The sequence below is a fragment of the Bacillus sp. PK6-025 genome (genome assembly GCF_056530265.1).
In genome coordinates, this window is record NZ_CP096509.1 from 4,068,575 (window position 1) to 4,093,637 (window position 25,063).

The 25,063-nt window shown below is 46.6% G+C and carries 25 protein-coding genes; 13 read left to right on the forward strand and 12 right to left on the reverse strand.

From position 1 onward, the window contains the following. Positions 1 to 7: 7 nt before the first annotated feature. The 3 genes from M1D67_RS20840 to M1D67_RS20850 are packed head-to-tail and all read right to left on the reverse strand — an operon-like array spanning position 8 to position 2,391. Complete coding sequence (locus tag M1D67_RS20840) at positions 8 to 634, reverse strand: bifunctional 4-hydroxy-2-oxoglutarate aldolase/2-dehydro-3-deoxy-phosphogluconate aldolase (RefSeq protein ID WP_023856968.1); 627 nt, start codon at positions 632 to 634, stop codon at positions 8 to 10. Positions 635 to 660: 26 nt separating this feature from the next. Continuing rightward, positions 661 to 1,614, reverse strand: coding sequence for a sugar kinase (locus M1D67_RS20845; protein WP_026580292.1), 954 nt, complete (start codon positions 1,612 to 1,614; stop codon positions 661 to 663). An 18-nt stretch (positions 1,615 to 1,632) separates the two neighbouring features. Next, positions 1,633 to 2,391, reverse strand: coding sequence for an IclR family transcriptional regulator (locus tag M1D67_RS20850; RefSeq protein ID WP_023856966.1), 759 nt, complete (start codon positions 2,389 to 2,391; stop codon positions 1,633 to 1,635). Between the two features lie 229 nt (positions 2,392 to 2,620). On the opposite strand from M1D67_RS20850, the gene M1D67_RS20855 reads away from it, so the two are divergent. Then, positions 2,621 to 3,970 carry a M28 family peptidase gene (locus tag M1D67_RS20855; protein WP_026580293.1) on the forward strand — a complete coding sequence of 450 codons (1,350 nt, stop codon included), beginning with the start codon at positions 2,621 to 2,623 and terminating at the stop codon, positions 3,968 to 3,970. A 907-nt stretch (positions 3,971 to 4,877) separates the two neighbouring features. On the opposite strand, the gene M1D67_RS20860 is transcribed toward M1D67_RS20855, so the two are convergent. Together M1D67_RS20860 and M1D67_RS20865 are read right to left on the reverse strand one after the other, a co-directional pair. Beyond that, the gene (locus M1D67_RS20860) at positions 4,878 to 6,239 is read right to left on the reverse strand and encodes an MFS transporter (protein ID WP_101561330.1); all 1,362 of its coding nucleotides are present in this window, start codon (positions 6,237 to 6,239) and stop codon (positions 4,878 to 4,880) included. After that, positions 6,240 to 6,425: a hypothetical protein gene (locus tag M1D67_RS20865; RefSeq protein WP_101561329.1), complete on the reverse strand. Its 186-nt coding sequence runs from the start codon at positions 6,423 to 6,425 to the stop codon at positions 6,240 to 6,242. It abuts the gene before it with no gap. A 234-nt stretch (positions 6,426 to 6,659) separates the two neighbouring features. On the opposite strand from M1D67_RS20865, the gene M1D67_RS20870 reads away from it, so the two are divergent. Then, positions 6,660 to 6,872, forward strand: coding sequence for a hypothetical protein (locus M1D67_RS20870; protein WP_195536780.1), 213 nt, complete (start codon positions 6,660 to 6,662; stop codon positions 6,870 to 6,872). Here the strand turns inward: M1D67_RS20870 and ywaC are convergent. Then, positions 6,866 to 7,504, reverse strand: coding sequence for a GTP pyrophosphokinase YwaC (gene ywaC / locus M1D67_RS20875; RefSeq protein WP_031305127.1), 639 nt, complete (start codon positions 7,502 to 7,504; stop codon positions 6,866 to 6,868). The two genes, M1D67_RS20870 and ywaC, sit on opposite strands and share 7 nt — an antisense overlap. A 213-nt stretch (positions 7,505 to 7,717) precedes the next feature. Between ywaC and M1D67_RS20880 the strand changes: the two genes are divergently transcribed. The 8 genes from M1D67_RS20880 to M1D67_RS20915 all read left to right on the forward strand — a co-directional run bounded on the left by M1D67_RS20880 (position 7,718) and on the right by M1D67_RS20915 (position 15,050). Then, entirely contained in the window at positions 7,718 to 7,801 is an 84-nt protein-coding gene (locus M1D67_RS20880) for a YjcZ family sporulation protein (protein ID WP_016885663.1), read from the forward strand. A 243-nt stretch (positions 7,802 to 8,044) separates the two neighbouring features. Then, positions 8,045 to 8,194 (forward strand): teichoic acid D-Ala incorporation-associated protein DltX, encoded by a 150-nt coding sequence (locus M1D67_RS20885; RefSeq protein WP_023856959.1) that lies wholly within the window; start codon positions 8,045 to 8,047, stop codon positions 8,192 to 8,194. Positions 8,195 to 8,208: 14 nt separating this feature from the next. Further along, the gene (gene dltA / locus M1D67_RS20890) at positions 8,209 to 9,717 is read left to right on the forward strand and encodes a D-alanine--poly(phosphoribitol) ligase subunit DltA (protein ID WP_479831487.1); all 1,509 of its coding nucleotides are present in this window, start codon (positions 8,209 to 8,211) and stop codon (positions 9,715 to 9,717) included. Beyond that, positions 9,714 to 10,871: a D-alanyl-lipoteichoic acid biosynthesis protein DltB gene (gene dltB / locus M1D67_RS20895; protein ID WP_023856957.1), complete on the forward strand. Its 1,158-nt coding sequence runs from the start codon at positions 9,714 to 9,716 to the stop codon at positions 10,869 to 10,871. The genes dltA and dltB overlap by 4 nt, the downstream gene beginning before the upstream one ends. 15 nt (positions 10,872 to 10,886) lie before the next feature. Next, positions 10,887 to 11,123 carry a D-alanine--poly(phosphoribitol) ligase subunit 2 gene (dltC, locus tag M1D67_RS20900; protein ID WP_003186284.1) on the forward strand — a complete coding sequence of 79 codons (237 nt, stop codon included), beginning with the start codon at positions 10,887 to 10,889 and terminating at the stop codon, positions 11,121 to 11,123. After that, positions 11,123 to 12,292: a D-alanyl-lipoteichoic acid biosynthesis protein DltD gene (dltD, locus tag M1D67_RS20905; RefSeq protein ID WP_479831488.1), complete on the forward strand. Its 1,170-nt coding sequence runs from the start codon at positions 11,123 to 11,125 to the stop codon at positions 12,290 to 12,292. Before dltC ends, dltD begins: the two co-directional genes overlap by 1 nt. 171 nt (positions 12,293 to 12,463) lie before the next feature. After that, a complete protein-coding gene (locus M1D67_RS20910) occupies positions 12,464 to 13,555 on the forward strand; it encodes a branched-chain amino acid aminotransferase (protein WP_020453399.1) in 1,092 nt (363 codons plus the stop codon). A 232-nt stretch (positions 13,556 to 13,787) separates the two neighbouring features. Continuing rightward, positions 13,788 to 15,050: an MFS transporter gene (locus M1D67_RS20915; RefSeq protein WP_065644419.1), complete on the forward strand. Its 1,263-nt coding sequence runs from the start codon at positions 13,788 to 13,790 to the stop codon at positions 15,048 to 15,050. A 103-nt stretch (positions 15,051 to 15,153) separates the two neighbouring features. On the opposite strand, the gene licH is transcribed toward M1D67_RS20915, so the two are convergent. The 6 genes from licH to M1D67_RS20945 all read right to left on the reverse strand — a co-directional run bounded on the left by licH (position 15,154) and on the right by M1D67_RS20945 (position 21,488). Continuing rightward, a complete protein-coding gene (gene licH, locus M1D67_RS20920) occupies positions 15,154 to 16,482 on the reverse strand; it encodes a 6-phospho-beta-glucosidase LicH (RefSeq protein WP_224146308.1) in 1,329 nt (442 codons plus the stop codon). Continuing rightward, positions 16,482 to 16,811, reverse strand: a complete 330-nt coding sequence (locus M1D67_RS20925) for a PTS lactose/cellobiose transporter subunit IIA (RefSeq protein ID WP_020453402.1) — start codon at positions 16,809 to 16,811, stop codon at positions 16,482 to 16,484. Before M1D67_RS20925 ends, licH begins: the two co-directional genes overlap by 1 nt. 15 nt (positions 16,812 to 16,826) lie before the next feature. Further along, complete coding sequence (gene celB, locus M1D67_RS20930; RefSeq protein ID WP_020453403.1) at positions 16,827 to 18,179, reverse strand: PTS cellobiose transporter subunit IIC; 1,353 nt, start codon at positions 18,177 to 18,179, stop codon at positions 16,827 to 16,829. Positions 18,180 to 18,193: 14 nt separating this feature from the next. Next, positions 18,194 to 18,499, reverse strand: coding sequence for a PTS lichenan transporter subunit IIB (gene licB, locus M1D67_RS20935; protein WP_003186297.1), 306 nt, complete (start codon positions 18,497 to 18,499; stop codon positions 18,194 to 18,196). Positions 18,500 to 18,625: 126 nt separating this feature from the next. Beyond that, positions 18,626 to 20,572 (reverse strand): BglG family transcription antiterminator, encoded by a 1,947-nt coding sequence (locus M1D67_RS20940; RefSeq protein WP_020453405.1) that lies wholly within the window; start codon positions 20,570 to 20,572, stop codon positions 18,626 to 18,628. 325 nt (positions 20,573 to 20,897) lie between these two features. After that, positions 20,898 to 21,488: a DNA-3-methyladenine glycosylase gene (locus tag M1D67_RS20945; protein ID WP_195257883.1), complete on the reverse strand. Its 591-nt coding sequence runs from the start codon at positions 21,486 to 21,488 to the stop codon at positions 20,898 to 20,900. Positions 21,489 to 21,715: 227 nt separating this feature from the next. On the opposite strand from M1D67_RS20945, the gene M1D67_RS20950 reads away from it, so the two are divergent. The 3 genes from M1D67_RS20950 (at position 21,716) to M1D67_RS20960 (ending at position 25,054) form a co-directional block, all read left to right on the forward strand. Beyond that, the gene (locus M1D67_RS20950; RefSeq protein WP_479831489.1) at positions 21,716 to 22,387 is read left to right on the forward strand and encodes a GntR family transcriptional regulator; all 672 of its coding nucleotides are present in this window, start codon (positions 21,716 to 21,718) and stop codon (positions 22,385 to 22,387) included. Between the two features lie 75 nt (positions 22,388 to 22,462). Then, positions 22,463 to 23,578 (forward strand): citrate synthase, encoded by a 1,116-nt coding sequence (mmgD, locus tag M1D67_RS20955; RefSeq protein ID WP_026580299.1) that lies wholly within the window; start codon positions 22,463 to 22,465, stop codon positions 23,576 to 23,578. Between the two features lie 36 nt (positions 23,579 to 23,614). After that, positions 23,615 to 25,054, forward strand: a complete 1,440-nt coding sequence (locus M1D67_RS20960) for a bifunctional 2-methylcitrate dehydratase/aconitate hydratase (RefSeq protein WP_144498531.1) — start codon at positions 23,615 to 23,617, stop codon at positions 25,052 to 25,054. The last annotated feature ends 9 nt before the right edge of the window (positions 25,055 to 25,063 follow it).

The window sequence follows — 25,063 nt, forward strand, 5'->3', positions numbered from 1 at the left end:
TCCCCTTTTACTGTTTTGCTGCTTCAACAAATTGCTTTGCTTTTTTGGACAGCTCTTCTAAAAACGCGTCATTCACATCTTGATGAGCCCTCACAAGTGAACCGCCGATTCCAGCACCGACCGCACCGGCCTGTAAAAACTCGTGAAGGTTTTCCAACCCTACCCCTCCCGTCGGAAGCAGCGGAATATGCGGAAGCGGTCCGTGGATATCTTTGATATAGCCAGGCCCCATCGTTCCGGGAAATACTTTGATGATGTCTCCACCGCTTTCATACGCCGTCAATATTTCCGTCGGGGTAAAGGCGCCCGGAATGCTGATCGCTCCATATCGCTTTGTCAGCTTGATCGTCTCTTCATGAACAGTTGGCGACAGGATAAACCGCGCGCCGGCTAAAAGCGCCGCTCTCGCAGATTCGGGATCAAGAACGGTTCCTGCTCCGATAAGCATTTCATCTCCAACATCTTCTGAAACCGCTTCAATCGCTTTGATCGCTTGAGGGGAATTAAGCGTAATTTCCACAAGCCTGATGCCGCCCGCTTTTAAGGCGCCGGCAATGCTCACTGCCTCCTCCGGATTGTATCCGCGGATGATCGCAATCACTTTTTGTTCTTTGATTTGTGACAATACATGCATTTCTGCCACCCTTTCTTTACGGTTTTTTATCGGCTGACATCTTCTTCATCAGATTGTTCCATAAACGCAAACAGTGAATCGCTGTCAGGCAGCCCTTCAATATCACCGTTTACCGCAGCTACCATGGCGCCGACGGCACAGCCGCGTTTGACAGCTTCAGAAAGCGGAATATGATCAATCAAACCCGATAATACACCGGCTGCAAAGCCGTCTCCGGCACCCACGGGATCCGCTGCAGTCTGAATCTGATAGCCTTCCGCATAGCCGTTTTCATTCCCGCTGGAATAATAGGCGCCTTTTGCACCAAGCTTGACGATGGCGGTTTCAGCCCCGTGCCCGCGGATGGCTTCCGCTATTTTTTTCTCATCAGCGGTGCCGAACAAAAAACGCCCTTCGCTCAAGCCGGGAAGCACGATATCAGACTGTTTGATCAAATCAAACATCGTCTGCCGCGCCCGCTCTCCGTCCCAGAGCTTTTTTCGAAAATTCGGATCAAATACAACGCATTTATTGTGCTTTTTGGCGAGCTCCACTGCATAAAACACTGCATCTGAAGCGCTTTCACTTAAAGCCGGGGTAATTCCCGTAATGTATAAAAACCCCGCTTTCTCAATGTATGGCTCATCAATATCGCTTTTTTTCAAAAAACTCGCCGCTGAAAGCGTCCTGTAATAGAAGACATTGACTTTGGCCGCGCTTTTCCTTTCTTTAAAAAACAAACCGGTCGGCGCCGTGTCATCGAGCTTCACTTGGCTGACATCGACTCCTTCTCCTCTGACAGCAGAAAGAATCATCGCCCCGAACTCGTCTTTTCCAAGCCGGGTAATCCAGCCGGCTTTTTTCCCGAGCTTCGAAAGCCCGATCAGCGTGTTGGTTTCTGCGCCCGCTATTCTCACCTGATAGTTTCTTGCGTATCTGAGAGGGCCGTCTTCATTCGGAGTGAACAGCGCCATTGTCTCTCCTATGCTAATAACATCCATCAGAACTTTCCCCCTTTGCTAAAGCGGCTTTTTAAATCCGCCAATGCTTTCTGTAATTTTTCCGGCTGTGTGAAGCAGCTGCTCAACGATAAGCGCCTTTCTTGCGAGCATGCGCTCCTTTGGCCCGGCGGTGCTGATCGCCGCATTCATTACGCCATCCGGACCATAGACAGGAGCCGCCAGACAAAACAAACCTTCTTCATTTTCTTCATTGTCAACGGCATATCCCTGTTCCAAAAATGTCTGCAGCTGCTTTTCCAGCTCATCTCTGGCGGTGATGGTATGCCCGGTAAACCGGATAAATTCCATGCGGTCGAGCAGCCCTTCCCTTTTGTCCTCCGGCATGAATGCCAAAAATGCCTTGCCAAGCCCGGTGCAATATAGCGGCTTGCGCGAACCGGGCTGTGCGGTTGTTCTGATTGACCTGTTGTTATCGATTTTTGCGATGTAGACGAGCTGATCATCGGATAGAACGGCCATAAACACCGTCTCCTGAACGCCGTCCATCAGCTGTTTTAAAAACGGAACACCTTGCGACGAAATGTCGATCGACTCCATGGCAGCGGTTCCAACTTGGATCAGTTTTGCCCCCAGCCTGTAACGCTTGATAGCATCCTGCTGAAGGTATCCTTCATCCAAAAGTGTAGCGGCCAAATTGAATGTACTGCTCTGCGGCAGCGACAATTCTTTGCTGATCTCCTTTACGGTTAATCCATCCGGATGATTTGACAGCAATTCAAATATACGTACAACACGTACCGCGGATTTTACTGACATGACACCCTCCAACATTCACATATGTGATTCAAAATCAGGATCCTGATAATTCGGACGTATTCTAAACAGAAAGAATGCTCACGTCAACCATCCTATTAAACAAAAAAACTTTTTTATCAAACTTCAAATTACTGGTCTATCGAATCATTTATCAGATGCATGCAGGATTCACCCGCTCAGCTGCGAATATCTCTTCTCAGGAAAACAAGACCATCAAGGAGGTTTATGTATGAAGAGAAAAATGATGATGATCGGATTGGCGCTATCCGTAATAGCAGGCGGCGTGTTCGCCGATGGAACGGGAAATGCTGTTCAAGCGGCGCCTCAGGAAACAGCCATCGCAAAAGATGTCGAAAAATTCAGCAAAAAATTCAACGAAAATCGCGCCTATCAAACGATTTACCATTTAAGCGAAACAATCGGACCGCGTGTGACAGGCACGGCGGAAGAAAAAAAGAGCGCCGCTTTCATCGCCTCACAGATGAAAAAATCAAATCTGAAAGTGACCACACAAACCTTCAGCATACCTGATCGGCTGGAAGGAACGCTTACCGTTCAGGGAAATAACGTGCCTTCGCGGCCTGCCGCCGGTTCCGCCCCGACAGCAGCAGAAGGCCTGGCAGCTCCTCTCTATGATGCCGGCCTCGGCCTGCCCGGCGACTTCACCGAGGAAGCGAGAGGCAAAATCGCCGTCATTTTAAGAGGCGAGCTGACATTCTATGAAAAAGCAAAAAACGCTGCTGACGCAGGCGCAAGCGGAGTGATCATTTATAATAACGTCGACGGTCTCGTCCCTCTGACTCCGAATCTCAGCGGTAATAAAGTCGATGTTCCGGTAGTCGGCGTCAAAAAGGAAGACGGAGAAAAGCTGCTTTCTGAACAAGAAGCGATCTTGAAGCTGAAGGCTCATAAAAATCAAACATCGCAAAACGTGATCGGCGTCCGCAAAGCAAAAGGTGTCAAAAATCCGGACATCGTGTATGTGACTTCGCATTATGACAGCGTCCCTTATGCTCCCGGAGCCAATGACAATGCCTCCGGCACTTCAGTCGTCCTTGAACTGGCCCGGATCATGAAGACGGTTCCAGCCGACAAAGAAATTCGCTTTATTACATTCGGTGCCGAAGAAATCGGTCTCCTCGGATCGCGCCATTATGTCAGCACCTTGTCAGAGCGGGAAGTCAAACAGAGCGTTGCCAACTTTAACTTAGATATGGTGGCGACAAGCTGGGAAAATGCTTCACAGCTGTACATCAATACACCCGACGGTTCGGCAAACCTCGTCTGGGAGCTAAGTAAAGCCGCTTCTTTAAGCCTTGGGAAAGACGTATTATTTTTACATCAAGGCGGTTCATCCGACCATGTCCCATTCCATGAAGCCGGCATCGACTCGGCCAACTTCATTTGGAGAGAGCCGGGAACAGGTGCATTGGAGCCTTGGTACCACACTCCTTACGACACGATTGAACACATCAGCAAAGACAGGCTGAAAACAGCCGGTCAAATCTCGGGAACAGCCGTGTATAACCTGAGCAAAAAAGAAAACAGAAAACCGTCTTACAGCTCAGTCGCCCAATAATATTAAAAAGGAGCAGATCGAATTGATCTGCTCTTTTTTTTATACCGCTTCTTTTCATAGACCCGAAGCACCTATCCTTCCCACCGCTGCCGTGTCATCACCTTTCCCATGCATACCTAAAAATAATTCAACGATTCAAGAAAACGCCGTTGATTCTCCCAACATGTCCAATTTGTGCTGCTTACAAATTCACATGTCCCGGCCTAAAGATGGATGTAAGCATAGCCTTTTCCTATCATCAGCAGTTGCAAGGTTGAGCCTAAGGGCCTTATTTTGTAAAGCTTCCTTGACGTGAAGTTTATTTTATTTCAAGATGAGAACACAGGAGAAGCAGCCTTTTCGACACTACATTAGAAGCGAAGATGTTTAGGAAGTTGAATCATGAATTCGCATTTAAATCACTACACGCAATTAGCTTTTTCTTGTTGATTTTATGTCTCTATCTGGTTTTGCACATTGGCTAATGGAAAATTGGATCCTATTCCTTTTTCTTTATTTATCATGTTTTTCACATTGAGATATTTACACCCTCCATTTAAGCAAAATGACGAGCACCATAAACTAATAAAACAGAAAGCCATGTTTTATAATTATTTTATTTTGATGGGATGTTTATTGATTTTTCTGAGTGCGCAGACAGTTATCGCAATCCTTAGCGCTCTTATTATTGCAACAGTCAACGTTTATTATATTTTCGAAAATTGATCAGGAGATGATGGATTATGTTTCCCTTCTTTATTCAGCTATTTACTATCTTTATAGTCATTATGATCATCACAGCTGTGACCAAAAAGAAGAAACGTTAAGTTTTCAACTTATTATTAAGCAATGACCGTTTTGAATTTTTGCTCAGGCATTCGGATCTACGGAAAGCAAAAAAATGGAGCCGCATCTCGCGCTCCATTTTTCAATCCTTCATCAGCTTAATAAACCGGAAGCTCATCAAAACGCTGCCGATGGCAACCACAATCATGACCACCCCCAGATCCTGAAAATGACCCGCGGTTATTTCTTCTCCAAACAACAGACCCAGAATGACGGACGAAAAGATCGAGCCAAGATAGCGGCATGTTTGGAAGAGCCCCGAAGTGGTCCCGACGATGTCCGGCGGACTTGCCGTAAACATGGCAGCCTGCAGGGCGACATTGCCGAGTCCGTAGCTGACCCCCAGCAAAGAGAGGATAATGCCTTTCCACAACATCGGTGCATCGACAAAAAACAATGTAAGCAGGATGGCGCCGGCCGCCATTATGCAAGAACCAATGAAAACAGGCTGCGTTTCACCTGAACGGTCAATCCATTTCCCGACGAAAGGTGAAATCAATACGCTCGTCCCGGACATGAAAAGCATCAAAAGACCGCTCGCTTGAACGGAAAGGTGCATTTCATCCTGAAAATAACTCGGAAGTCCAAAAAACAAACAGTAGTTAAAGATGTTCAGCATAATAAATTGAGCATAGACCGAAGTTAGCGTCCTGCGCGCGATCAACAGTCTGATATCAATAAACGGGCTGCTCACTCTCAGCTCCCACCAAACAAACATCAAAAGCAAGACAAGCCCGAACATCCCCTCGGCAAAACGGGGCTCGCCCGTGCTCAATGAGAGCAGGAATGCCAGCAGGAGAACGATTCCGCCCGCAAACAGAAGAATCCCGGTCAGATCAAGCCGCTTGATGACGGCGCGGACATTTAAGCCGGCTTTTTTCTCATCTTTCGGAAACATGTACATCCCCAGCAAAAAGCTGAACAAAATAAATGGAAAGTTCACGAGGAAAATGGCGGGCCATCCCCCGAGAACGATTAAAAATCCCCCCACAGTCGGTCCAAAAGCGGTCATAGCCGACGAAAAAATGGACAGCACACTTAGTGCCGACGCCCGCTTTTCATGAATGTGGCTTCTGATCAGGCCCACTCCCGAAGGATAAATGGCGCCGCTCCCAATCGATTGAAACAAACGCATGATCAGCAAGACGGAAAAAGCCGGTGCGAGAGGAGCGCCGATTGCCGATACGGCAACGAGAACAAGCCCTGACAAAAACATCTTTTTCCGACCGATTAAATCGCCGATTTTTCCCGTGACAGGCTGCGCGACCGCACTGGCTAAATAAAAAGATGAAATCAGCCACGATACGGTTGCAAATGAAAGATGAAACTCATGCTGGATGCTGTGCAGCGCCAAAGAAATCATTGAAGAATTGAGCGGATTCAGCATCGTCCCTGATGCAACGGCTGTTAAAAACAGGGCGCGGTTCTTTTTCAATCCGGCCATTTACTTAGGGTAAAGCAGCCTTTCGCCAGCTCCGTCCGCTTTACCTTCCGTACCCGCATCACGGTCGAAAGCATTGCCGACGGTCCCGTATAAAGCAGCATCAAGCCGTTGCGACTCCCGGTTCATCATCGCTGCCGCTCCGTTTCGCAAACCGCATTCCGCAAGTTTTTCAATATCCGATTTCATTTTTAGACCTCCTCGTGCTCTTATCATTTTCTTGTTTTCTTTTTTCGATTCATGACAGTCATAACCTTTGATACAAAGGAGCGTTCTTCCTCTTTTCTTTTAGTTGAAAAACATATTTGACGAAGCTGGCATAGTGAAAAGTTCACAAAAGAAGAGCGCGAAGGCATCGCCGGGCCATGATTTCCAAAACAAAAAGCGGAAAGAAGTCGAGCGTCTTGCGGAGATCAGGTGAAAGTGTGGATGAAGAGCGCGCTCGGCAAACTGCAAGGTGAATACCGGACGGACGTCTTGAAATTCTGGAATCGAAAAGCGGAAGGGAAATGGGATGAGATTTTCACCGAATCCGATATTACATATGAGGTTGATATTCAAGGATTGACAACTTCGGGTCAAGCGGCAGAAAAAAATAGCAGCCGGGCTAAAAAATGCCCGGCTGCTTTTTATTGATCCGCTTTTGTTCGAATATGAAGCATCTTTTCATCCAGATAGTTCGCGATGTCAGCCGCTTCTTTCAGCTCATCCGTGAGCTGGTTCGGCACTTCATTGTTCAATTTGTAGTAGATTTTATGTTCGAGGCTCGCCCAGAAATCCATCGCGATCGTCCTGATTTGAATCTCCACCTTGGCGTGCTCGACGCGGTTGGTCAAGTAAACAGGCACTTCTACAATCAGATGGAGGCTCCTGTATCCGTTCGGCTTCGGATTTTTAATGTAGTCTTTCATGTTTAAAATCTTGATGTCTTCGTGTTCCTTCAGCACTTCAACCATATTGTAAATATCGGATAAAAACGAGCAGACGATTCTGAGACCTGCGATATCATTGATGTGCTCCTTAGCGGCCTTTGTGGTAATATCGCAGCCCTTCCGCACAAGCTTGTTGATCAGGCTTTCAAAGCTTTTTACCCTTGATTTCGTATGCTCAATCGGGTTATGGCCATGGATTAAATTATATTCCTGGCTGATAATCGAAAATTTCGTATCCATTTGATCCAAGGCAAATTTATAGACAAGGAGTTCGTTCTTCCAGTCCTCCATCAGGTTTCTTAGATCTTCTATCTGGGCTTCAGGCAGTCCTATCATCTTATCTATCGCCATATCCATTATATTTTTCTCCTTATGACATCATATCGTTTTTTCAGTTAGTAGACGGGCACATCCACGGTAAAGTTTCGACTTAAATCGCAAGATCAAAAAGTGGTCTGGTTGATCATTTTCCACTTTTATAAATTTATTTCCCTTTCAAAAGTCATAAAACATTCATATTCTGTATTACCACTTTTCGGAGGTGAGAATATGTCATACTCTAATAGCTTCGCTTTGATCGTTGTATTATTTATTTTGCTGATCATTGTGGGTTCCGCTTTTGTAAAGTATTAATTCCTTCACGCACTTCCGACAAACTGCAGGTTCATATCGAAAAGCGCTCCGCTTTTCATATGAGCCTGTTTTTTTGTGATTTAAAAAGAAGTTATTTCCACAATAACAAAAAATGTTTATAATAGGATAGGCTCTGAGCTGACAACGCTCAGAAATAAAACTCTCCCACAAATGAAACTTTTATACAACATTTTCGTCTTATACTGTTGTTAAGGCAATTCAATAACGGAAAGGAAAAGATCAATGTTAAATAAGCTAAAAATGTTGTATGAAAAAACAACAATGAAGTGGCTGCTCAACACTTCCTATTACTTTCTTATTCTCGTACTGCTGTTTTTAATTTACGGATTCCACACAGCAAATACAGGTTCATATATTTATAATGACTTTTAATGGAGAAAAAAACAATGAAACTGATAGAAACTATTAAAAAATACGCGCAAACACAACCCGATACCCTTGCTTTTGTGAATGAAGAAGAAAAGCTGACATACGGAGAGCTTTGGTCACAATCTGAGCGCCTTGCCGCGCGGATTCAAAGCGAAGCATTAACAGAGGCTTCTCCGATCATTGTCTACGGACATATGAAACCGGTCATGGCGGTTTCTTTCCTGGCTTGCGTGAAAGCCGGCCATCCGTACATTCCAGTTGACGTATCGATTCCGGCAGACCGGATTCTGAAAATCATCAACAGCTCAAAAGCCGAGCTTATACTCAATAACTCAGGCACTTCGGTTGACACGGGAGATGCCCTCATTTCCGTTGTGGAACCGGGCGTTCTTGAAGGAGACGGGGTGCCGGAGACATATCCCGGACGCTGGGTTCACGGTGAAGATACCTTTTACATTATCTACACATCCGGAAGCACGGGAAATCCAAAAGGCGTGCAAATCTCAGCCGCCAATCTTCAGAGCTTCACAGATTGGATCACGAATGACTTTCCGGTGGAAAGCGGCCAAGTGTTCTTAAATCAAGCCCCGTTTTCCTTTGATTTATCGGTGATGGACCTTTATCCGTGCCTGCAGTCCGGAGGCACATTATGGACGGTTACGAAAGATATGATTAACCGGCCGAAACTGTTGTTTGAAGCGCTGAAACAATCCAACGTCAACGTCTGGACATCAACGCCTTCATTCGCACAAATGTGCTTGATGGATCCGTCTTATTCTGAAGAGCTGCTTCCTGAACTGAGCTTGTTTATGTTCTGCGGAGAAACGCTTCCCGCGTCAGTCGCCAGACAACTTAAAGAGAGATTTCCGAAGGCTCGTGTTTTTAACACATACGGCCCGACCGAAGCGACTGTTGCCGTCACTTCCATCGAAGTAACAGACGACGTATTAAACAAGTATTCTTCTCTTCCCGTCGGTTCTGAAAAGCCGGAAACCGAGATCGTGATCATCGATGAAGACGGAAAAGCCGTCCAAGAAGGGGAAAAAGGCGAGATCATTATTACCGGAGCCAGCGTCAGCAAAGGCTATTTAGGCGAAAAAGCGCTGACGGAAAAAGCGTTTTTCTCTTACAACGGCGCCCCTGCTTATCGCACCGGTGACGCAGGGTACAAAGAAAACGGCCAGCTGTTCTTCCTCGGAAGACTCGATTTCCAAATCAAACTGCATGGCTACCGGATTGAGCTTGAAGAGATCGAATACCAAATCAATCAGTCCCGATACGTGCAGTCGGCGGTCGTTATTCCATACTACCGCGAGGAGAAAATCGAGTATCTGATCGCCATGATCGTGCCTGCCGAACACGATTTCGAAAAGGAATACCAGTTAACCAGCGCGATTAAGAAAGATTTGGGCAGCAAGCTGCCTGCATATATGATTCCGAGAAAATTCATGTATCAAAAAGAGATTCCGATGACAGCAAACGGTAAAATTGACCGCAAGAGATTAAAAGAAGAGGTAACCGTATGACACCCTATGGTTCATTTCTTTTCTTCATCATATTAGGAATTTTACTGGCGCCGACCATCATTCTCGGACTGAACGGAAAAAGCTTCCGCTTATATAACATGGCGGTTTCCGTTCTGGTTCTGGCGCTTATTTTTTCAAACAGCCTGCACGGGCTGATCATGCTGTGCCTGTTTACGCTTTGGCAGATGGTTCTGATCAAAGGCTATATCGCTTACCGTCTCAAAGCGAACAGCGGCATCGTATTTTGTCTCGCTGCAGCAGCTTCTATCCTGCCTCTGGCACTGTCAAAGCTGCTGCCGTTTTTCGCCGTTGACAACTGGGCAACATTTCTCGGTATCTCGTATTTAACTTTTAAAGGGGTTCAGCTCATCATTGAAACCCGCGACGGTCTCATTAAAAAGCAGCTCCCAATCAGCAGACTGCTTTACTTTATTCTCTTTTTCCCGACCATCTCGTCAGGTCCGATCGACAGGTACCGCCGTTTTGAAAAAGACGATCAGACGGTATGGACGAAGGAGCAATACGAAGAACTGCTTTACAAAGGAATCAATAAAATCTTTCTCGGCTTTTTATATAAATTCATTATCGGCTATTGTATTAATACGTATGTCATTATGAAACTGCCGTTTTTGACTTCCGGCAGCATCTCGCATGGCTTGGCATACATGTATGCGTACAGCCTTTATCTGTTTTTTGATTTTGCCGGCTACACTGCTTTTGCGGTCGGCGTCAGCTATATCATGGGAATCAAATCCCCTGAAAACTTTAATAAGCCGTTCATCAGCCGCAATATTAAAGATTTCTGGAACCGCTGGCATATGTCGCTTTCATTCTGGTTCAGAGACTACGTGTTCATGCGCTTTGTCCTTTGGATGACGAAGAAAAAATGGATCACAAACCGGATGGCTGTTTCCAATATCGGATATGTGCTGCTGTTCCTTCTGATGGGTGTCTGGCACGGCCTTGCCCCTCAGTACATCGTCTACGGGCTGTATCACGCGCTGCTCATGGTCGGCTTTAACTTCTTTGAAAAATGGAATAAGAAATACAAGTGGTGGCCGAACAATAAGTGGACGACAGCCGTCTCAGTCGTGGTGACCTTCCACTTCGTATGTTTTGGATTTTTAATTTTCTCAGGGAAACTAATACACTAAAAGGAGATTTTCATAATGGATTTTAATCAAGAAGTACTTTCAGTTTTAGCAGAGGTATGTCAGGACGATATCGTAAAGGAAAATCCGGATATTGATATTTTCGAAGAGGGAATCCTCGATTCCTTCGGCACGGTGGAATTGCTGCTTGCATTCGAAAGCCACTTTAACATCACAGTGCCGATTACAGAGTTTGACCGGGATGCATGGAACACGCCAAATCAAATCATAAAGCAGCTGAATGAGTTGAGATAATGAAAAAGCGTTTTTTATTCGGGCCAATCATCTTGGCATTTTTACTTTTTTTCACCGCGATCTTGATTCCAAATACATGGCTGGCAAAACTGGTTCCTAAAGATCGTGTCGAAACTTCAGCTACAGAAATAAACCCGATGATGTTCCAGGGTATGTATCTTCAAGGCAAAGCGCTTGAAGATCCGAAATATCTGCCGATTTACGGATCATCGGAATTGTCCCGGTTAGATGCCTTTCATCCGTCTAACTATTTTAAAGTAAACAACCAAGGGTTCACGCCTTACCTGGTCGGGAAAGGCGGTTCACAGTCCTTGATTCATGCAATCAACTTTGCGGCGCAGTCTGGTCAATTAAAGGGCAAGAAAATCGTTTTCATTATTTCTCCGCAGTGGTTTCAAAAAGACGGCTCGGACGAATCCCACTTTGCGCCGAACTTCTCGGCTTTGCAGGCATACGATCTTGTGTTCAATCAAAATGTCGATCCCGAGCTGAAGAAAAAAATGATCAAACGCATGCTTAAATTTCATGCAGTTACAAACGACGCTCTGCTTTCAGCCCTTTTTAAAGCCGAGCTCGATCAGGACAAAGTGGCGCTGTCCCTTCTGACGCCGCCGGCAAAAGCTTACCGGAGCATTCTGGAGAAAAAGGACATCTACTATTCCATGGTTGAAGGAAACGGACCGAAGCGGACCATTTCCCAGGATGTAAAAAACAAATCGTGGGATGAATTAAAGCAGATGGCCGAAAAGGTCGGCGCCAAAGAATCCCGCAACAATGAGTTTAAAATTTCAAACGGCGTTTATAAGAAATTGAAGCCGAAGCTGAAAAAGCTTAAAGGCCACAATAAAAAGATGAACTATGCCGAGTCAGTCGAGTTCCACGATTTTCATCTCATGATGGATGTTCTGAAAGAATCCGGCGCAGAACCGCTGTTCATCTCGGTTCCGGTCCACGGCAAGTTTTACGACTATACCGGCTTCCCTAAAAAAGGCCGGACAGATTTCTATAAAAAGATTAAAAAAGAAATCGAACAAGAAGGCTTTCAAGTTGCTGATTTAACGAATCATGAATATGATCCATACTTCTTGAAAGATACGCTCCACCTTGGCTGGAAAGGCTGGGTTTACGTCGATCAGGAGATCGAATCCTTTTATAAAAAGTCATCATAAAAAAGGATTCCCCCATGGGGAGTCCTTTTTTTGTCCGAATTAAATTTTTAAAGTTTCCAAAAATTCTATTTTACAAATTTCTCTGAAATCTATTGCGATTATCAAGAGAAGGTTTAAAATAGAAGATAAATATTTTTTGGAAAAAGACTAGAAACGGCAGGGAGAATGAATATGACAAAACAAACGATCAGCGTACAGCTCAGTACAGCAAAAAAGCAAAAGCCAGAGGCTGACCGGCTCGAATTCGGCCGGACCTTTACCGACCACATGTTTATCATGGACTATACGGCTGAAAACGGCTGGCACGATCCGAGAATCGTTCCTTATCAGCCGATTGAAATGGACCCGGCTGCAATGGTTTACCACTACGGGCAGTCCGTTTTTGAAGGGTTAAAAGCTTACTTATCAAGCGAAGGCAGCGTTCTTCTGTTCAGACCTGAAAAAAACGTCGAGAGGCTCAATAAATCCAACGACCGCCTCTGCATTCCGCGGGTTGATCCTGACACCGTTCTGGAAGGGCTGAAGCAGCTGGTTCAGATCGACAAAGAGTGGATTCCTCAAGCTGAGGGGACATCCCTTTATATCCGTCCGTTCATTATTTCAACGGAACCGTACCTCGGCGTCGCCCCGTCCAATATGTATAAAATGCTGATCATTTTATCGCCGGTCGGATCTTATTACAAAGAAGGCATCCACCCTGTGAAAATTGCCGTTGAAAGCGAATTTGTCCGTGCTGTGGCAGGCGGTACAGGCAATGCGAAAACGGCCGGCAACTACGCGGCGAGCCTGAAGGCTCAGGAAGTGGCGGAAAGCAAAGGCTTCTCGCAAGTACTTTGGCTTGACGGAGTAGAAAAGAAATACATTGAAGAAGTAGGCAGCATGAACATCTTCTTCAAAATCAGCGGTGAAATTGTCACTCCGGCTCTAAACGGAAGTATTTTGGAAGGCATTACGAGAAATTCCGTCATTCATCTATTAAAACAATGGGGACTTTCCGTAACCGAAAGGAAAATTTCAGTTGATGAACTGGTTCAGGCTCACAAAGACGGTCTGCTTGAAGAAGCGTTCGGCACCGGAACCGCCGCTGTCATTTCCCCGGTCGGCGAGCTGATCTGGAAAAACGAAAGCCTTGTGATCAACAGCGGACAAACAGGCGAAATCGCCAAAAGGCTCTACCAAACGATCACCGGTATTCAAAAAGGCGCTTTGCCTGACACATTCGGCTGGACAGTTGAAGTTGATAAAGTCAGCCAATCCTGCTAAGCGGTTTAAGCTCTCTTTTGCAAAAAAGAGGGCTTGCACCCTTATCGCGAAATGTACCGGCGGCAGGCTCTGTTTCACACCGCTCGCCCCTCTTTTTCATTCCGCCTAGTCAATCCCCCGCACAAAACGATTCCATTTTATATATTTTATGTTAAAATTATCAATAACCACACCGGAAAGGAGAGATTATCCGTTCTCATGTAACATGCAAATCAAGAAAGGACGCTGAACAATGGATCAAACAAAATTGAGCGTCTGGGAAAAGAATTACACGTTCCTTTTCATCTCCAGGCTAATCAAAATCTCGGCTGACTGTTTTGCCTTCAACTCTATTTTATGGTTCTTAATTTTTGACGGAAAAGGTGCAATCGGCACCTCCCTGCTTCTTGCCGTCACTTTCCTCCCCGAAGCCTTTTTGGCGCCAGTTACAGGGCCTTTAGTCAAAAGAAGCGCCCTGAAATTCTGGATGTATTTTTCGGATTTAACAAGAGCAGCCGTCGTCATTACAATACCGATTTGCTACTTAAACGGCTTTTCACCGATGTGGTTTGTTTTAGGGCTCATGATCATCCATTCGGCAACAGGTGCGACTTATAACCCGGCGTCGATTACGCTGATTCCGCAGATCGTGAACGAAAATCTCATCCAAAAAGCCAACGCGATTCTCCAGTCTTCTTCAGAAATCATCAGGCTGGGAGCCGTTACATTGTGCGGTGTGCTGCTGACTTTTATCGGTCCTGCAACGACTTTGGTCTTTTCATTTATCTTTTATATCATATCGGGCCTATTCGTGCTTTGCATCAAATACACCATCACCCGGAATCAATCACAATCTAAGTCTCTTGCTCAAAGAGGTACATATTTTGCGAGATTAAAAAGAGGATTTACATTGGTGAAAAACCACAAAATATTATATCCGCTGGCGATTTACTGCATCTTCATGAACCTGGCGGCTTCACCCTGGGAAGCCCTTTCTGCGGTATATGTTGCAGAGGATTTAAACGGAACGCCGTTCATCCACTCGCTGCTGAAGGCTACGACGGCAGGAGGAGCATTTTTACTTGGTTTTATCCTTGCAAAAGTAAAAATCAACAGGTACGGACTCCTTTTCATCACGGCAGGCATTCTTGAAGGTGCGGCTTATTTTATCGCTGGACTGAATACTTTCCTGCCGCTCGTATTTCTCGCAGCCTTTGCATTCGGAGCAGCCATCAGTTCGATCAATGTCCCCGAATTCACGATTATCCAGACATCTGTCGAAGGGGATGACCAGCCTCAAGTGTTCGCAGTCATCCATATGATCACAAATCTATCGCTTCCTTTAGGAGCAATTGCCTGTGGATATGCCGCAAAAACGCTTGGGGCGGGAAGCGTGATCGCAATCGGCGGCTTCATCGAAATCATTGCGGGCATCGGCATCCTCATATTCACTCAGCTTGCCAAAGCCCGGCAGTCAGATCTGGTCAAAGAAAAAGAAGCAAGCGCAAATATGTAGGCATGAATGGGACGGCCGCTGTTTCGCCGGGCCATTCGGACACGGCGGCGCCTATATCTTATTAAAAGGTTCCGGCTGACACACCGGAACCTCAATTTTATTCCTATGCTTCTACAGATCTAAAAAACTGCGGAAGATGCTCTTTATGCGCTTCAAGCATTTCGTCCAGTATTTGTTTCGCAATCTTGTCGGACGGAACGAGCGGGTTGATTGTCATGGCGACAAGCGCGGTGTTGTAATCACCTGTAACAGCCGCTTCAGCCGCAACGCGTTCGAATGATTTGATTTGCTGGACAAGGCCCCTCACGGTGACAGGCAAATCTCCGACCGCGATCGGTTTCGGCCCGTTTTTCGTCATGACACAGTTGACTTCCACTGCGGAGTCATCCGGAATGCTTGCGATCGCTCCGTTATTCATCGTGTTGACAGGCTGAATATCGTGCTTATCATTATAAATCGAGCTGATCAAGTTGCAGGCGGCATCACTATAATATGCGCCGCCGCGCTTTTCAAGCTGGGGCGGTTTGATCGCCAGCTCCGGATCTTTATACAGCTCAAACAATTCCTTTTCAACTTGCTGAACGACCTCTGCACGCGTCCCTTCCGTTTTTGAAGCCTCCAGTTCATGTTCAAGCATCTCCTGCGTTTTGTAGTAGTAGCGGTGGTAGCCGCACGGAATCAGGCCGAGCCCCCGGATAAAGTCAGGTTCCCACGATTCTCCGGAAATGTTTTTCATCGTCATCGCATTTTCGGGATCTGCCATCGCTTCGATCACTTTGTCTTTGACGCTGACGCCGTCCAGGAAAACGTCGAGTCCGAACACCATATGATTTAATCCGGCAAATTGAATGTTTATGCGGCTTTCATCAACATCAAGCGCTTTTGCAACCCCCATCTTCATGCCGATCGGCACATTGCAGAGCCCGACGACTTTTTTCAAATTAGAGTAGCGGAGCAGTGCTTCAGTCACCATGCCTGCCGGGTTGGTAAAGTTGACAAGCCACGCGTCAGGGCACAGTTCTTCGATGTCTTTTGCAATCTCAAGGATGACCGGAATGGTGCGGAGCCCCTTGAAAAGACCGCCCGGTCCATTTGTTTCCTGTCCGATCACCCCGTATTTTAATGGAATTCGTTCATCTTTTGCCCTCGCTTCGAGCAAACCGACACGGAATTGCGTCGTGACAAAATCAGCGTCTTTTAAAGCGTCCCTGCGGTCGAGCGTCAGATGGACTTCGATCGGGACGCCCGCTTTTTCGACCATTCGCTTCGCCAGCGTGCCGACGATATTGAGTTTTTCTTCCCCTTCCGGTATATCGACGAGCCAGAGCTCGCTGACCGGAAGTTGGTCATGCCGTTTGATTAATCCCTCGACAAGCTCGGGCGTATAACTAGAACCTCCGCCAATTGTTACGATTTTCAATCCTTTTTTCATCAATTGACACCTCCGTGGACATTCATTTTTTCATACAGCTCGACAATCTCCGCGGCCAAATCTTTCATGGTCATCGCATTCATTAAATGATCTTGGGCATGAATCATGAGAAGTGAGGGTTCGGTTTTCGCCCCCTTCGCTTCATTTTGAATCAAAGCTGTCTGAAAATGATGCGCCTTGATCAGTTCTTCGTCAGCCGCCCGGATCTTTTCTTTTGCAGCGGCGAAATCTCCCTTTTTGGCTTCGGCTATCGCTTCCATGCAAAAGCTCCTGCCGTTTCCTCCGTGAAGGATAATTTGAAATATCGTTCGTTCCAATTCCTCGGACATCTTGGCACCCCTTTTCTATACACTGGCCTGTTGACCGTCGCTTACGGCCGTTCCGGCCTCCAGTTCGCTCTCTTCTCTCAGCTTTTGTAGATCCCACATTCTAAAGAACGGATAGTATACGACAAACGAAATCAACAGATTAATCAACTGCATGACCGCTCCGGAAATTTTCCCTCCTGTTGCTAAATATCCGGAAAAGCCGGGCGGCATTGTCCACGGCACCGCAATCCCAGCCGGCTTTGCGACAAGACCTGTACTCATTCCAATATAGGTGGCCGTTAACATTAACAGCGGCGACACGATGAACGGAATCAGCAGCATCGGATTCATGACGATCGGCATGCCGAAAATAATCGGTTCGTTGATGTTAAAAATAGCGGGACCGATGGCTAATCTGCCGAGCTGTTTCATCTGTTTGCTTCGCGCTCTAACAAACATCGTAATGACCAAAGCCAAAGTGGCACCGCTTCCGCCGATGTTAACCCAAATCTCAAAAAACTGTGTCGTAAATATGTTTGGGAGCGCTTCACCGGCTTGGAAAGCGAGACGGTTTTCGTCCATCGCACCGTACCAGATCGGCGACATCACTCCGCCGACAATGTTTGCTCCGTGAAGGCCGCAGGACCACAGCAGCATTTTCACAGTTTCGGCTATAAGGCTTCCGCCGAGACTGCCTCCAAGGATGGATAGAGGTGTGCCTAAAAGTACGTTGACGACATTATGGAGGCTTCCAAACGGCGTCATCTCAATTAAAAGGCGCGCCCCCCAAATCGAGCCGATAACGGCGAATCCCGGAATCAGAGCGATAAATGATTTGCTGACAGCCGGCGGTACGCCGTCCGGCATTTTGACGACAATATCCTTTTGAACGACCCAGCGGTAAACCTCAGTCGAGAACATTGCAATCAGCATGCCGACAAACAGACCTTTGCTTCCCATTAATGAAATCGGGATGCCGCCCGACACTAAAATTTCCTCTGTTGCGCCTTCCGGTGTGAACGGAATCTGGTAGGGGGTCGCAAGCAGAAAAGCTGCTACGGCAATGGCACCTGATGACAGAGCATCAATGTCGTATTTTTCGGCCAGCCGGTAGGCGATGCCGAACGTTGCGATCAGCGCCATAATGTCAAAGCTGACATTAACCGGGTAGCTTAATTTATCAGCCCATTGCTCGCCGAAAATCCCCGCCATGAATTCCGGATATCCCGGAATCGGCAAATTGGCTAAGATGAGAAACAGCGATCCGATAATGATTAATGGCATGGTCAGAATAATACCGTCTCTGAGTGCCTGCAAATGGCGCTGGGCGGCAATTCTGCCGGCAACCGGCATGACCTTCTCCTCTAAAAACGCATTAAACTTATTCACTTGTGCCGCCTCCTTTAAGAGCCGGCAAGCTGTTCGGCGGATTTTAACACTTCTGCCCCATTACAAGTTCCGTAATGGACCGTATTGATGACATCGACGGGTACACCTTTCGATTCTCCTAATTTTTTTAATTGCGGGAGCATGTAACGGACTTGCGGGCCAAGAAGCAATACGTCGGCTTTATCGATATGATTCTGAACCTCTCCTCCGGAAACGGCCCAGATTTTATAGTCTTTGCCTTGTTCCTCTGCACTTTTTTCCATTTTCGTCACAAGCAGACTCGTTGACATTCCTGCAGCGCAAGCTAGTAAGATATTCATGTTCATATGTCCCCCTTTTACGTATCGTGTATGATCTCTTTTACAGTTCCATCATACAATGAAACCGTTTTCATATACACTTAATGATTTTCCTCAGTGAAGAGGAAAAAAGACAAGGGGACATCTTCATTTTGCATATCGATGAGCCGGCCTGCTTTTTTTGAAGACGGACATAAACTCCCCGTACGTTTTGCATTTCAGAAGCTCCCGGACAATGACCCTGTCATCTAAAACACGGCCCAAAAATTTGTACATCTCTTGCAAATTTGCTGTATTGTCCTTTTCCACGCAAAGAAGGCAAACGAATTGAACCCTCTTATTCTCCCAGACTATCGGTTTTTGCAGCGTACAAACCGCCCAAAAAGTCGAATCGGTTTTTGGTGCCATCGGATGCGGAATTGCAACCAGATTACCGAAGCAAGTGGGCGCAACGGCCTCCCGTTCAAAGACGGAGGCTTCAAGCCCAGCGTCTGCAAGCCCTGATTGCATCACTTTTCCGCACAGAAAGCGGAGGACCTCCTCTCGGGAAGACAGACTTTCCTGCAAAAAGACGAGCTGTTTTTTCGTATAGGTCGAAGCGATTCCGTCATCTTCAGCAAGTACCTGTTCTATTTTCGTTAAATCTCCCCCTCCCAATATGGCGTTAACTTGAATCACCGGAATAGGAAGATCAGCGGACAGCGGTATGGTGCTGATGACAAAATCGAGTGCATGGAGAGACATTTGATTCAGCTTGTAGTAATCAACTGTTCCAAGGATTTCAAGCTTTGAACCGAATGTAGCCCGCAGTCTGTCTTGAAGCAGCATGGCGCTTCCGGCTCCTGACGCGCAGACAATCATGCAGCGTTTTGAGGGCCTGTTCATGTTTCGTCTTTCCATGGCTGCGCCGATATGCAGAGCGAGATAGCCGACCTCGCTTTCCTGAATGTCAAATCCCGTCTCTTTTTTGATGACTTCACCAGCTTGAATCCCGGCTTCAAATGCGAGGGGATAATTGGCTTTAATTGCGTCCAGCATCGGATTTCTGATATTCATGCCGTATCTGCAGCGATTCAGAGCCGGTTTCAGGTGAAGACCGAGACCGATTTTTAATTCTTTGTCATTCCCAATGCCAAGGGTAAATTTTTGATCGATGGCTTTCATGATCAATTTCGTCAGCCGGTCTGTCTCTTCATCCATCATATTTTCGATTGCATCGCTGCGAATGGAGGCCATAACCGTCCTTTTCGCGCCAAGCAGATGGATGGCGATGTAGGCCGTTTCTTTATCCGGAAATGCCACTTGCAGCTTTTGTTCAAGAGTGCGGACAATCTCCTTCGCCACTTCATATTCTTTATGATTCATAATCTCCTTTACATCTTTGGAATAAAGAGAAACATGTTTGCCGCTTCGAATACGTTTGCATGCAATGGCGACGTGAATGAGAAGGTTGTTTAGTCCGATATCTGAAAGAGAAATGTGATCTTCGCTTATTTTTTCTAAAATCGTCTGACGGATCATAGCCAGCTCTTCTTTTGGGAGGATAGATATCCGGGTGTTCATAATATCAATATCCGTTTCCCGCTTTGGAAAAAGGTGCTCTGCGATGCAGGATCGCAGCTTCATCTCATCTCCCTTCAGCTTAAAGCCGTAATTCGGTTTGATCTCCAGTTCGATGTCGTAAGGTTTAAGCCTTTTCTTCACATCTCTCATATCGTTTTGGACCGTCGATTTGCTGATAAACATCTCACCGGCTAAATCTTCAAGTTTGACATACTCCTCAGTTAAGAGAAGCCTTTTTAATAAATAGAGAATACGCTCATTCGGAAAAACGGGAGTAGAAAGCTCTTCATGAAATGTGTGCTGCAGAAGCTGGCGAAAGAGGCGGTCATTCTTGATGGAGAGCCGATAGCCTGCACCTCTGATCGATTGAACGGCAGCGCCGTTTTTGGAGAGAAGCCGGTCTAATTCTTTCACATCTGACCTGATCGTCCGAGAGGTCACATTTAGCTCATTGGCCAAATATGTGCTGGTTAACGGTGATTCTGCTCCTATCAATTCGCCGAGGATAAGCTTAAGCCGAGCATTGAGCATAGAAAAAGACCCTCCCACTAAGATACTTGAACCGAGACCAAACCCATACACTCAGGTATATTCATTCTTTTTGTGAAATTTGTCTCATAGTTAAGTAAATTCTATTATGGCTGCGCTTTCAAGTCAATTTGGCCTTTCTCCAAGAAAAAAAGCCGGTTACCCGGCTTTCAGATTCTTTTTCTCTCTTCGGCTTTTGATGATTTTCCATGCGATCGGATAGATGACAGGCGCCCATTTGACGGCGCTTTTAAACACTTTTTTCATAGCTTGACTCCCTCCTGTTTTTTTATTGTTTTCCCTGTTGAACGGGAGCCAAACCTTTTAACTATCTTGAGACATAGCGGTTTTCTTTTATCCAGAAACGCCAAGGGTATTCCCTCGCTTCTCCAGAGTTGTCAATTCCAATTCGCGGGCCGCACAAAATGTTCTGAGGTTCATATCCTTTTGCGATATAAAGCGGCGGCGATGTCAACGGTCTGCCGTAATCGTTCATCGTGATGGAAAGCGCTTTTGTCAGCTTTCCCGGTCCGTTCGTCCAATCGCGCGGTTTCTTTCCGCTCCTTCGTTTCTCCATCAGCGCGAGGCCTTCATGGGGTTCAAGCGCTCTGATCAGCACGGCCTCAGGTTCATCGGCTCCTCCGCTTACAACATTGATGAGTGTGTGGGTGTGCATGGTGTACGTATAGACCAAGCCGGCTTCATGATACATGATTTCCGTACGTTTCGTCCGGCGGTTGCCGTAGCTGTGCGCCGCTCTGTCCCCGGGCCCTCTATAAGCCTCTGTCTCCACAATATATCCTGAAGCAGTCCCTTCTTCTGTTTCCTTGACAAGAAGACAGCCTAACAGGGATTGAGCGAGTTCAATTGTTGGTTTGCTATAAAATTCGAGCGGGAGAGGTTCGTGAGCTGGATTCATTTTTAGGATGGCCTCCTTTTTGCTCAAAGGCGAAATGCCTCTTTGTCGATTGTGATATATTTTACCATTTTCGACAGACGGGATGCCAGAAAATGAAGGTGCCTTGATTAAGATGAGGATCTCCCATTGATTTTATTTTTCAGTCTTTCATGGATGACATTGACATATCTGTATTATTGTATACAATAATAATTATATTCTGAAAAAAGGAGGCGAAAGCTTTTTTCATGCACTCTTCAAATCCAGTCAAAAGACAGTCTGCAAGTGATTACGCTTACAATGAATTAAGAACGAAGATCATCGAACTTGAATACCCTCCCTCTGAACAGCTTGCTGAAGACAGTCTTGCAAAGGGTTTAAACATCAGCAGAACTCCTCTTCGCCAGGCTCTTTACCGGCTGGAGCTTGAAGGATTGGTCAGTAAACAGCCGAACGGCCGGCTTCGCGTATGCCCGATTTTGCTTGCTGAAGCGAAAGAGGTTTTTAAAGTTCGGGAAGCGCTTGAAGGACTGCTCACTGCCGAAGCCGCACAGCTGGTGACACCGGAGAGCCTTCATCAGCTTGAAGACCGCATCGAACTGATGAAACTGGCTGCCGTAAAGGGCCGCAAAACAGATACGGTCAAATACGGATCAGAATTTCATTCCATCTTGCACGCCATCAGCACAAACGCAACCGCAAAACGTTTTCTTGATCAGCTTGAAAGCAGGATTGAACGGTATCGCAGAATCAGCGGATACAAAAATCCTGACTACAAACCGTCTGTATCTTTCAATGAACACTTGGACATTTTTAATGCCGTCAAAGAAAAAAACAGCGTTTTGGCAGAAGCCGCCATGCGTTCCCACATTAAACGAAGCTTGCGTTCCATTGAAGAAACGCTGGAACGTTCATACTAATCCGCCGAACAGCCAATGCCATTCTCACAGCACGTTTTTGACACAAAAGTTAAAAAACGAATAAGAGGTGGAAAAATGGGCAAACAAGGTGTATTTAAACCGGGATTAGAAGGCGTTATTGCTGGGGAAACGAACATTTCCTTCTTAGATACGGAAGCGGAACAAATCGTCATTAAAGGCTATGATTTAATCGAACTTGCAGAACAAAAAACATATCTGGACCTCGTCTATCTCCTCCTTCAAAATAAACTGCCTGATCCAATGGAATTGCAAGGAATTGAAAGCGCTATAAAAAATTCGTATGAACTGCCCGGCGGAATCTATACCATTCTGAAGGCGCTTCCGAATAACACCCATCCGATGGATGCGCTCCGAACCGGGATTTCCGCTTTGGCTGGATATGATCCTGAATTGAATGACAGGTCTCCATCAGCAAACAGAAGCAAAGCGCTGCGCTTGATCGCACAGGTTCCGAATATTACCGCCAACAGCTACCGCATCCTTCATCAGAAAAATGTCATCACGCCTGATAAACAGCTTTCATTCAGCCAGAACTTTTTATACATGCTGACGGAAAAAGAACCGACTCCGGAAGAAACAGCCGTCTTTGATCAGACATTAATGCTGTACAGCGAGCACGAAATGCCGAACTCCACATTTGCCGCAAGAGTCATCGCATCGACAAACACAGACATATACGGTGCTTTCACAGGCGCCGCTGCATCGCTTAAAGGACATTTGCACGGCGGCGCGAATGAAGCAGTGATGTACATGCTGCTCGAAGGAGAAACAAAATCGGGCTTCTGCAAGCTGATTGAGCATAAGTTAAGCAGAAAAGAAAAAATCATGGGCTTCGGGCACCGCGTCTATATGAGAAAAATGGACCCGCGCGCAGCCCTGTTGAAAAAGGCGCTCTATTCGCTATCTCATAAAACCGGCCGACAGGATTTATATGAAATGTGCGATGCCGGCGAAAAGCTGATGCGCGAAGAAAAAGGCCTGTATCCGAACCTCGACTACTATGCGGCTCCGGTCTATTACCTGCTCGGCATACCGATCGATCTCTATACTCCGATATTTTTCGCGGCACGTTCTGTCGGTCTAAGCGCGCATGTCATTGAACAGCACGAAGACAACAGGCTGTTCCGCCCGAGAGTTCACTATACCGGACCGCGTCATCTTCATCCATAGTTCGCCTTTGATTCAGAAAGAAGGGAGATAAATGTTATGAAAACAGAAAGTCAAACGCTCCAAAATTGCGATCAATTGCTGGAAGAGATCGCAGACTATACGGTAAATGCCAAGATTTCAAGCGAAGAAGCGATTGAAACCGCCCGCTACGTCTTAATGGATACACTGGGCTGCGGCATTTTGGCGCTCAAATACCCGGAATGCGCCAAACATCTCGGCCCGATTGCCCCGGGTACCGTCGTCCCGAACGGCACCCGCGTCCCGGGAACGCAATTTGAGCTCGATCCTGTTCACGGAGCCTTCAATATCGGCTGCATGGTTCGCTGGCTCGATTATAATGACACATGGCTGGCAGCCGAATGGGGCCACCCGTCAGATAACCTTGGAGCGATTTTAGCCTGCGCTGACTATGTCAGCAGGCAGCGGCTCGCGGCGGGCAAGGAACCGCTCACCATTCACGATGTATTAACGGCAATTGTGAAGGCTCATGAAATCCAAGGCGTCCTTGCTCTCGAGAACAGCTTAAACAGAAACGGGCTTGACCATGTGCTGTTTGTAAAAGTCGCCTCCACTGCTGTGGCATGCTCACTATTGGGGGGGACAAAACAGGATGTTGTCAATGCCGTCTCCCAAGCCTGGGTCGATAATTCAAGCCTGCGGACGTACCGTCACGCTCCGAATACCGGTTCGCGAAAGTCCTGGGCTGCCGGTGATGCGACAAGCCGCGGCGTGAGGCTCGCAATGATGACCTTGAAGGGCGAAATGGGATATAAAACCGCTTTGTCCGCTCCAATGTGGGGTTTTCAGGATGTCTTATTCGGCGGAAAAGAATTGACGCTCGCCAGACCGCTCGACTCTTATGTCATCGAAAATGTCCTTTTTAAAATTTCGTATCCGGCGGAATTCCACGCACAAACGGCTGCTGAAGCCGCGATCAAGCTTCACCCTGAAGTGAAGAACAGACTTGATAACATCGATCAAATCGTGATCACGACGCACGAATCGGCCATCCGGATTATCGACAAAACGGGAGAATTACACAATCCGGCTGACCGTGATCACTGCCTTCAGTATATAACAGCGATCGGGCTGATCTACGGCGATATTACCGCTGACCATTACGAAGACGAAACCGCGCAAAATCCGGAAATCGACAGACTGCGCGAAAAAATGACCACAGTCGAAAACAAACAGTATTCTACCGATTATCTCGACCCGGAAAAACGCTCGATCGCCAACGCTGTTCAAGTGTTTTACAAAGACGGCACACAATCGGAAAAAATTGCGGTCGAATACCCGATTGGTCATCGGCGCCGCCGCAACGAAGGCATCCCGCTGTTAAAAGAAAAATTCACCAATAACTTAAAAACGCGCTTTCCGGCGGGGCAAGCGGAGCGAATCAACGCCCTGCTGAATGACCCTCGCCAATTAAGCGGTACACCTGTGCCGGACTTTATGGAATTGTTTGTGATTTAGGAGGTTTTG

Coding starts and splice junctions, on each gene's coding strand:
- M1D67_RS20840 (WP_023856968.1), bottom strand. CDS start 634: ATGCATGTATTGTCACAAATCAAAGAACAAAAAGTGATTGCGATCATC.
- M1D67_RS20845 (WP_026580292.1), bottom strand. CDS start 1,614: ATGGATGTTATTAGCATAGGAGAGACAATGGCGCTGTTCACTCCGAAT.
- M1D67_RS20850 (WP_023856966.1), bottom strand. CDS start 2,391: ATGTCAGTAAAATCCGCGGTACGTGTTGTACGTATATTTGAATTGCTG.
- M1D67_RS20855 (WP_026580293.1), top strand. CDS start 2,621: ATGAAGAGAAAAATGATGATGATCGGATTGGCGCTATCCGTAATAGCA.
- M1D67_RS20860 (WP_101561330.1), bottom strand. CDS start 6,239: ATGGCCGGATTGAAAAAGAACCGCGCCCTGTTTTTAACAGCCGTTGCA.
- M1D67_RS20865 (WP_101561329.1), bottom strand. CDS start 6,425: ATGAAATCGGATATTGAAAAACTTGCGGAATGCGGTTTGCGAAACGGA.
- ywaC (WP_031305127.1), bottom strand. CDS start 7,504: ATGATAGGACTGCCTGAAGCCCAGATAGAAGATCTAAGAAACCTGATG.
- M1D67_RS20880 (WP_016885663.1), top strand. CDS start 7,718: ATGTCATACTCTAATAGCTTCGCTTTGATCGTTGTATTATTTATTTTG.
- M1D67_RS20885 (WP_023856959.1), top strand. CDS start 8,045: ATGTTAAATAAGCTAAAAATGTTGTATGAAAAAACAACAATGAAGTGG.
- dltA (WP_479831487.1), top strand. CDS start 8,209: ATGAAACTGATAGAAACTATTAAAAAATACGCGCAAACACAACCCGAT.
- dltB (WP_023856957.1), top strand. CDS start 9,714: ATGACACCCTATGGTTCATTTCTTTTCTTCATCATATTAGGAATTTTA.
- dltC (WP_003186284.1), top strand. CDS start 10,887: ATGGATTTTAATCAAGAAGTACTTTCAGTTTTAGCAGAGGTATGTCAG.
- dltD (WP_479831488.1), top strand. CDS start 11,123: ATGAAAAAGCGTTTTTTATTCGGGCCAATCATCTTGGCATTTTTACTT.
- M1D67_RS20910 (WP_020453399.1), top strand. CDS start 12,464: ATGACAAAACAAACGATCAGCGTACAGCTCAGTACAGCAAAAAAGCAA.
- M1D67_RS20915 (WP_065644419.1), top strand. CDS start 13,788: ATGGATCAAACAAAATTGAGCGTCTGGGAAAAGAATTACACGTTCCTT.
- licH (WP_224146308.1), bottom strand. CDS start 16,482: ATGAAAAAAGGATTGAAAATCGTAACAATTGGCGGAGGTTCTAGTTAT.
- M1D67_RS20925 (WP_020453402.1), bottom strand. CDS start 16,811: ATGTCCGAGGAATTGGAACGAACGATATTTCAAATTATCCTTCACGGA.
- licB (WP_003186297.1), bottom strand. CDS start 18,499: ATGAATATCTTACTAGCTTGCGCTGCAGGAATGTCAACGAGTCTGCTT.
- M1D67_RS20940 (WP_020453405.1), bottom strand. CDS start 20,572: ATGCTCAATGCTCGGCTTAAGCTTATCCTCGGCGAATTGATAGGAGCA.
- M1D67_RS20945 (WP_195257883.1), bottom strand. CDS start 21,488: ATGAATCCAGCTCACGAACCTCTCCCGCTCGAATTTTATAGCAAACCA.
- M1D67_RS20950 (WP_479831489.1), top strand. CDS start 21,716: ATGCACTCTTCAAATCCAGTCAAAAGACAGTCTGCAAGTGATTACGCT.
- mmgD (WP_026580299.1), top strand. CDS start 22,463: ATGGGCAAACAAGGTGTATTTAAACCGGGATTAGAAGGCGTTATTGCT.
- M1D67_RS20960 (WP_144498531.1), top strand. CDS start 23,615: ATGAAAACAGAAAGTCAAACGCTCCAAAATTGCGATCAATTGCTGGAA.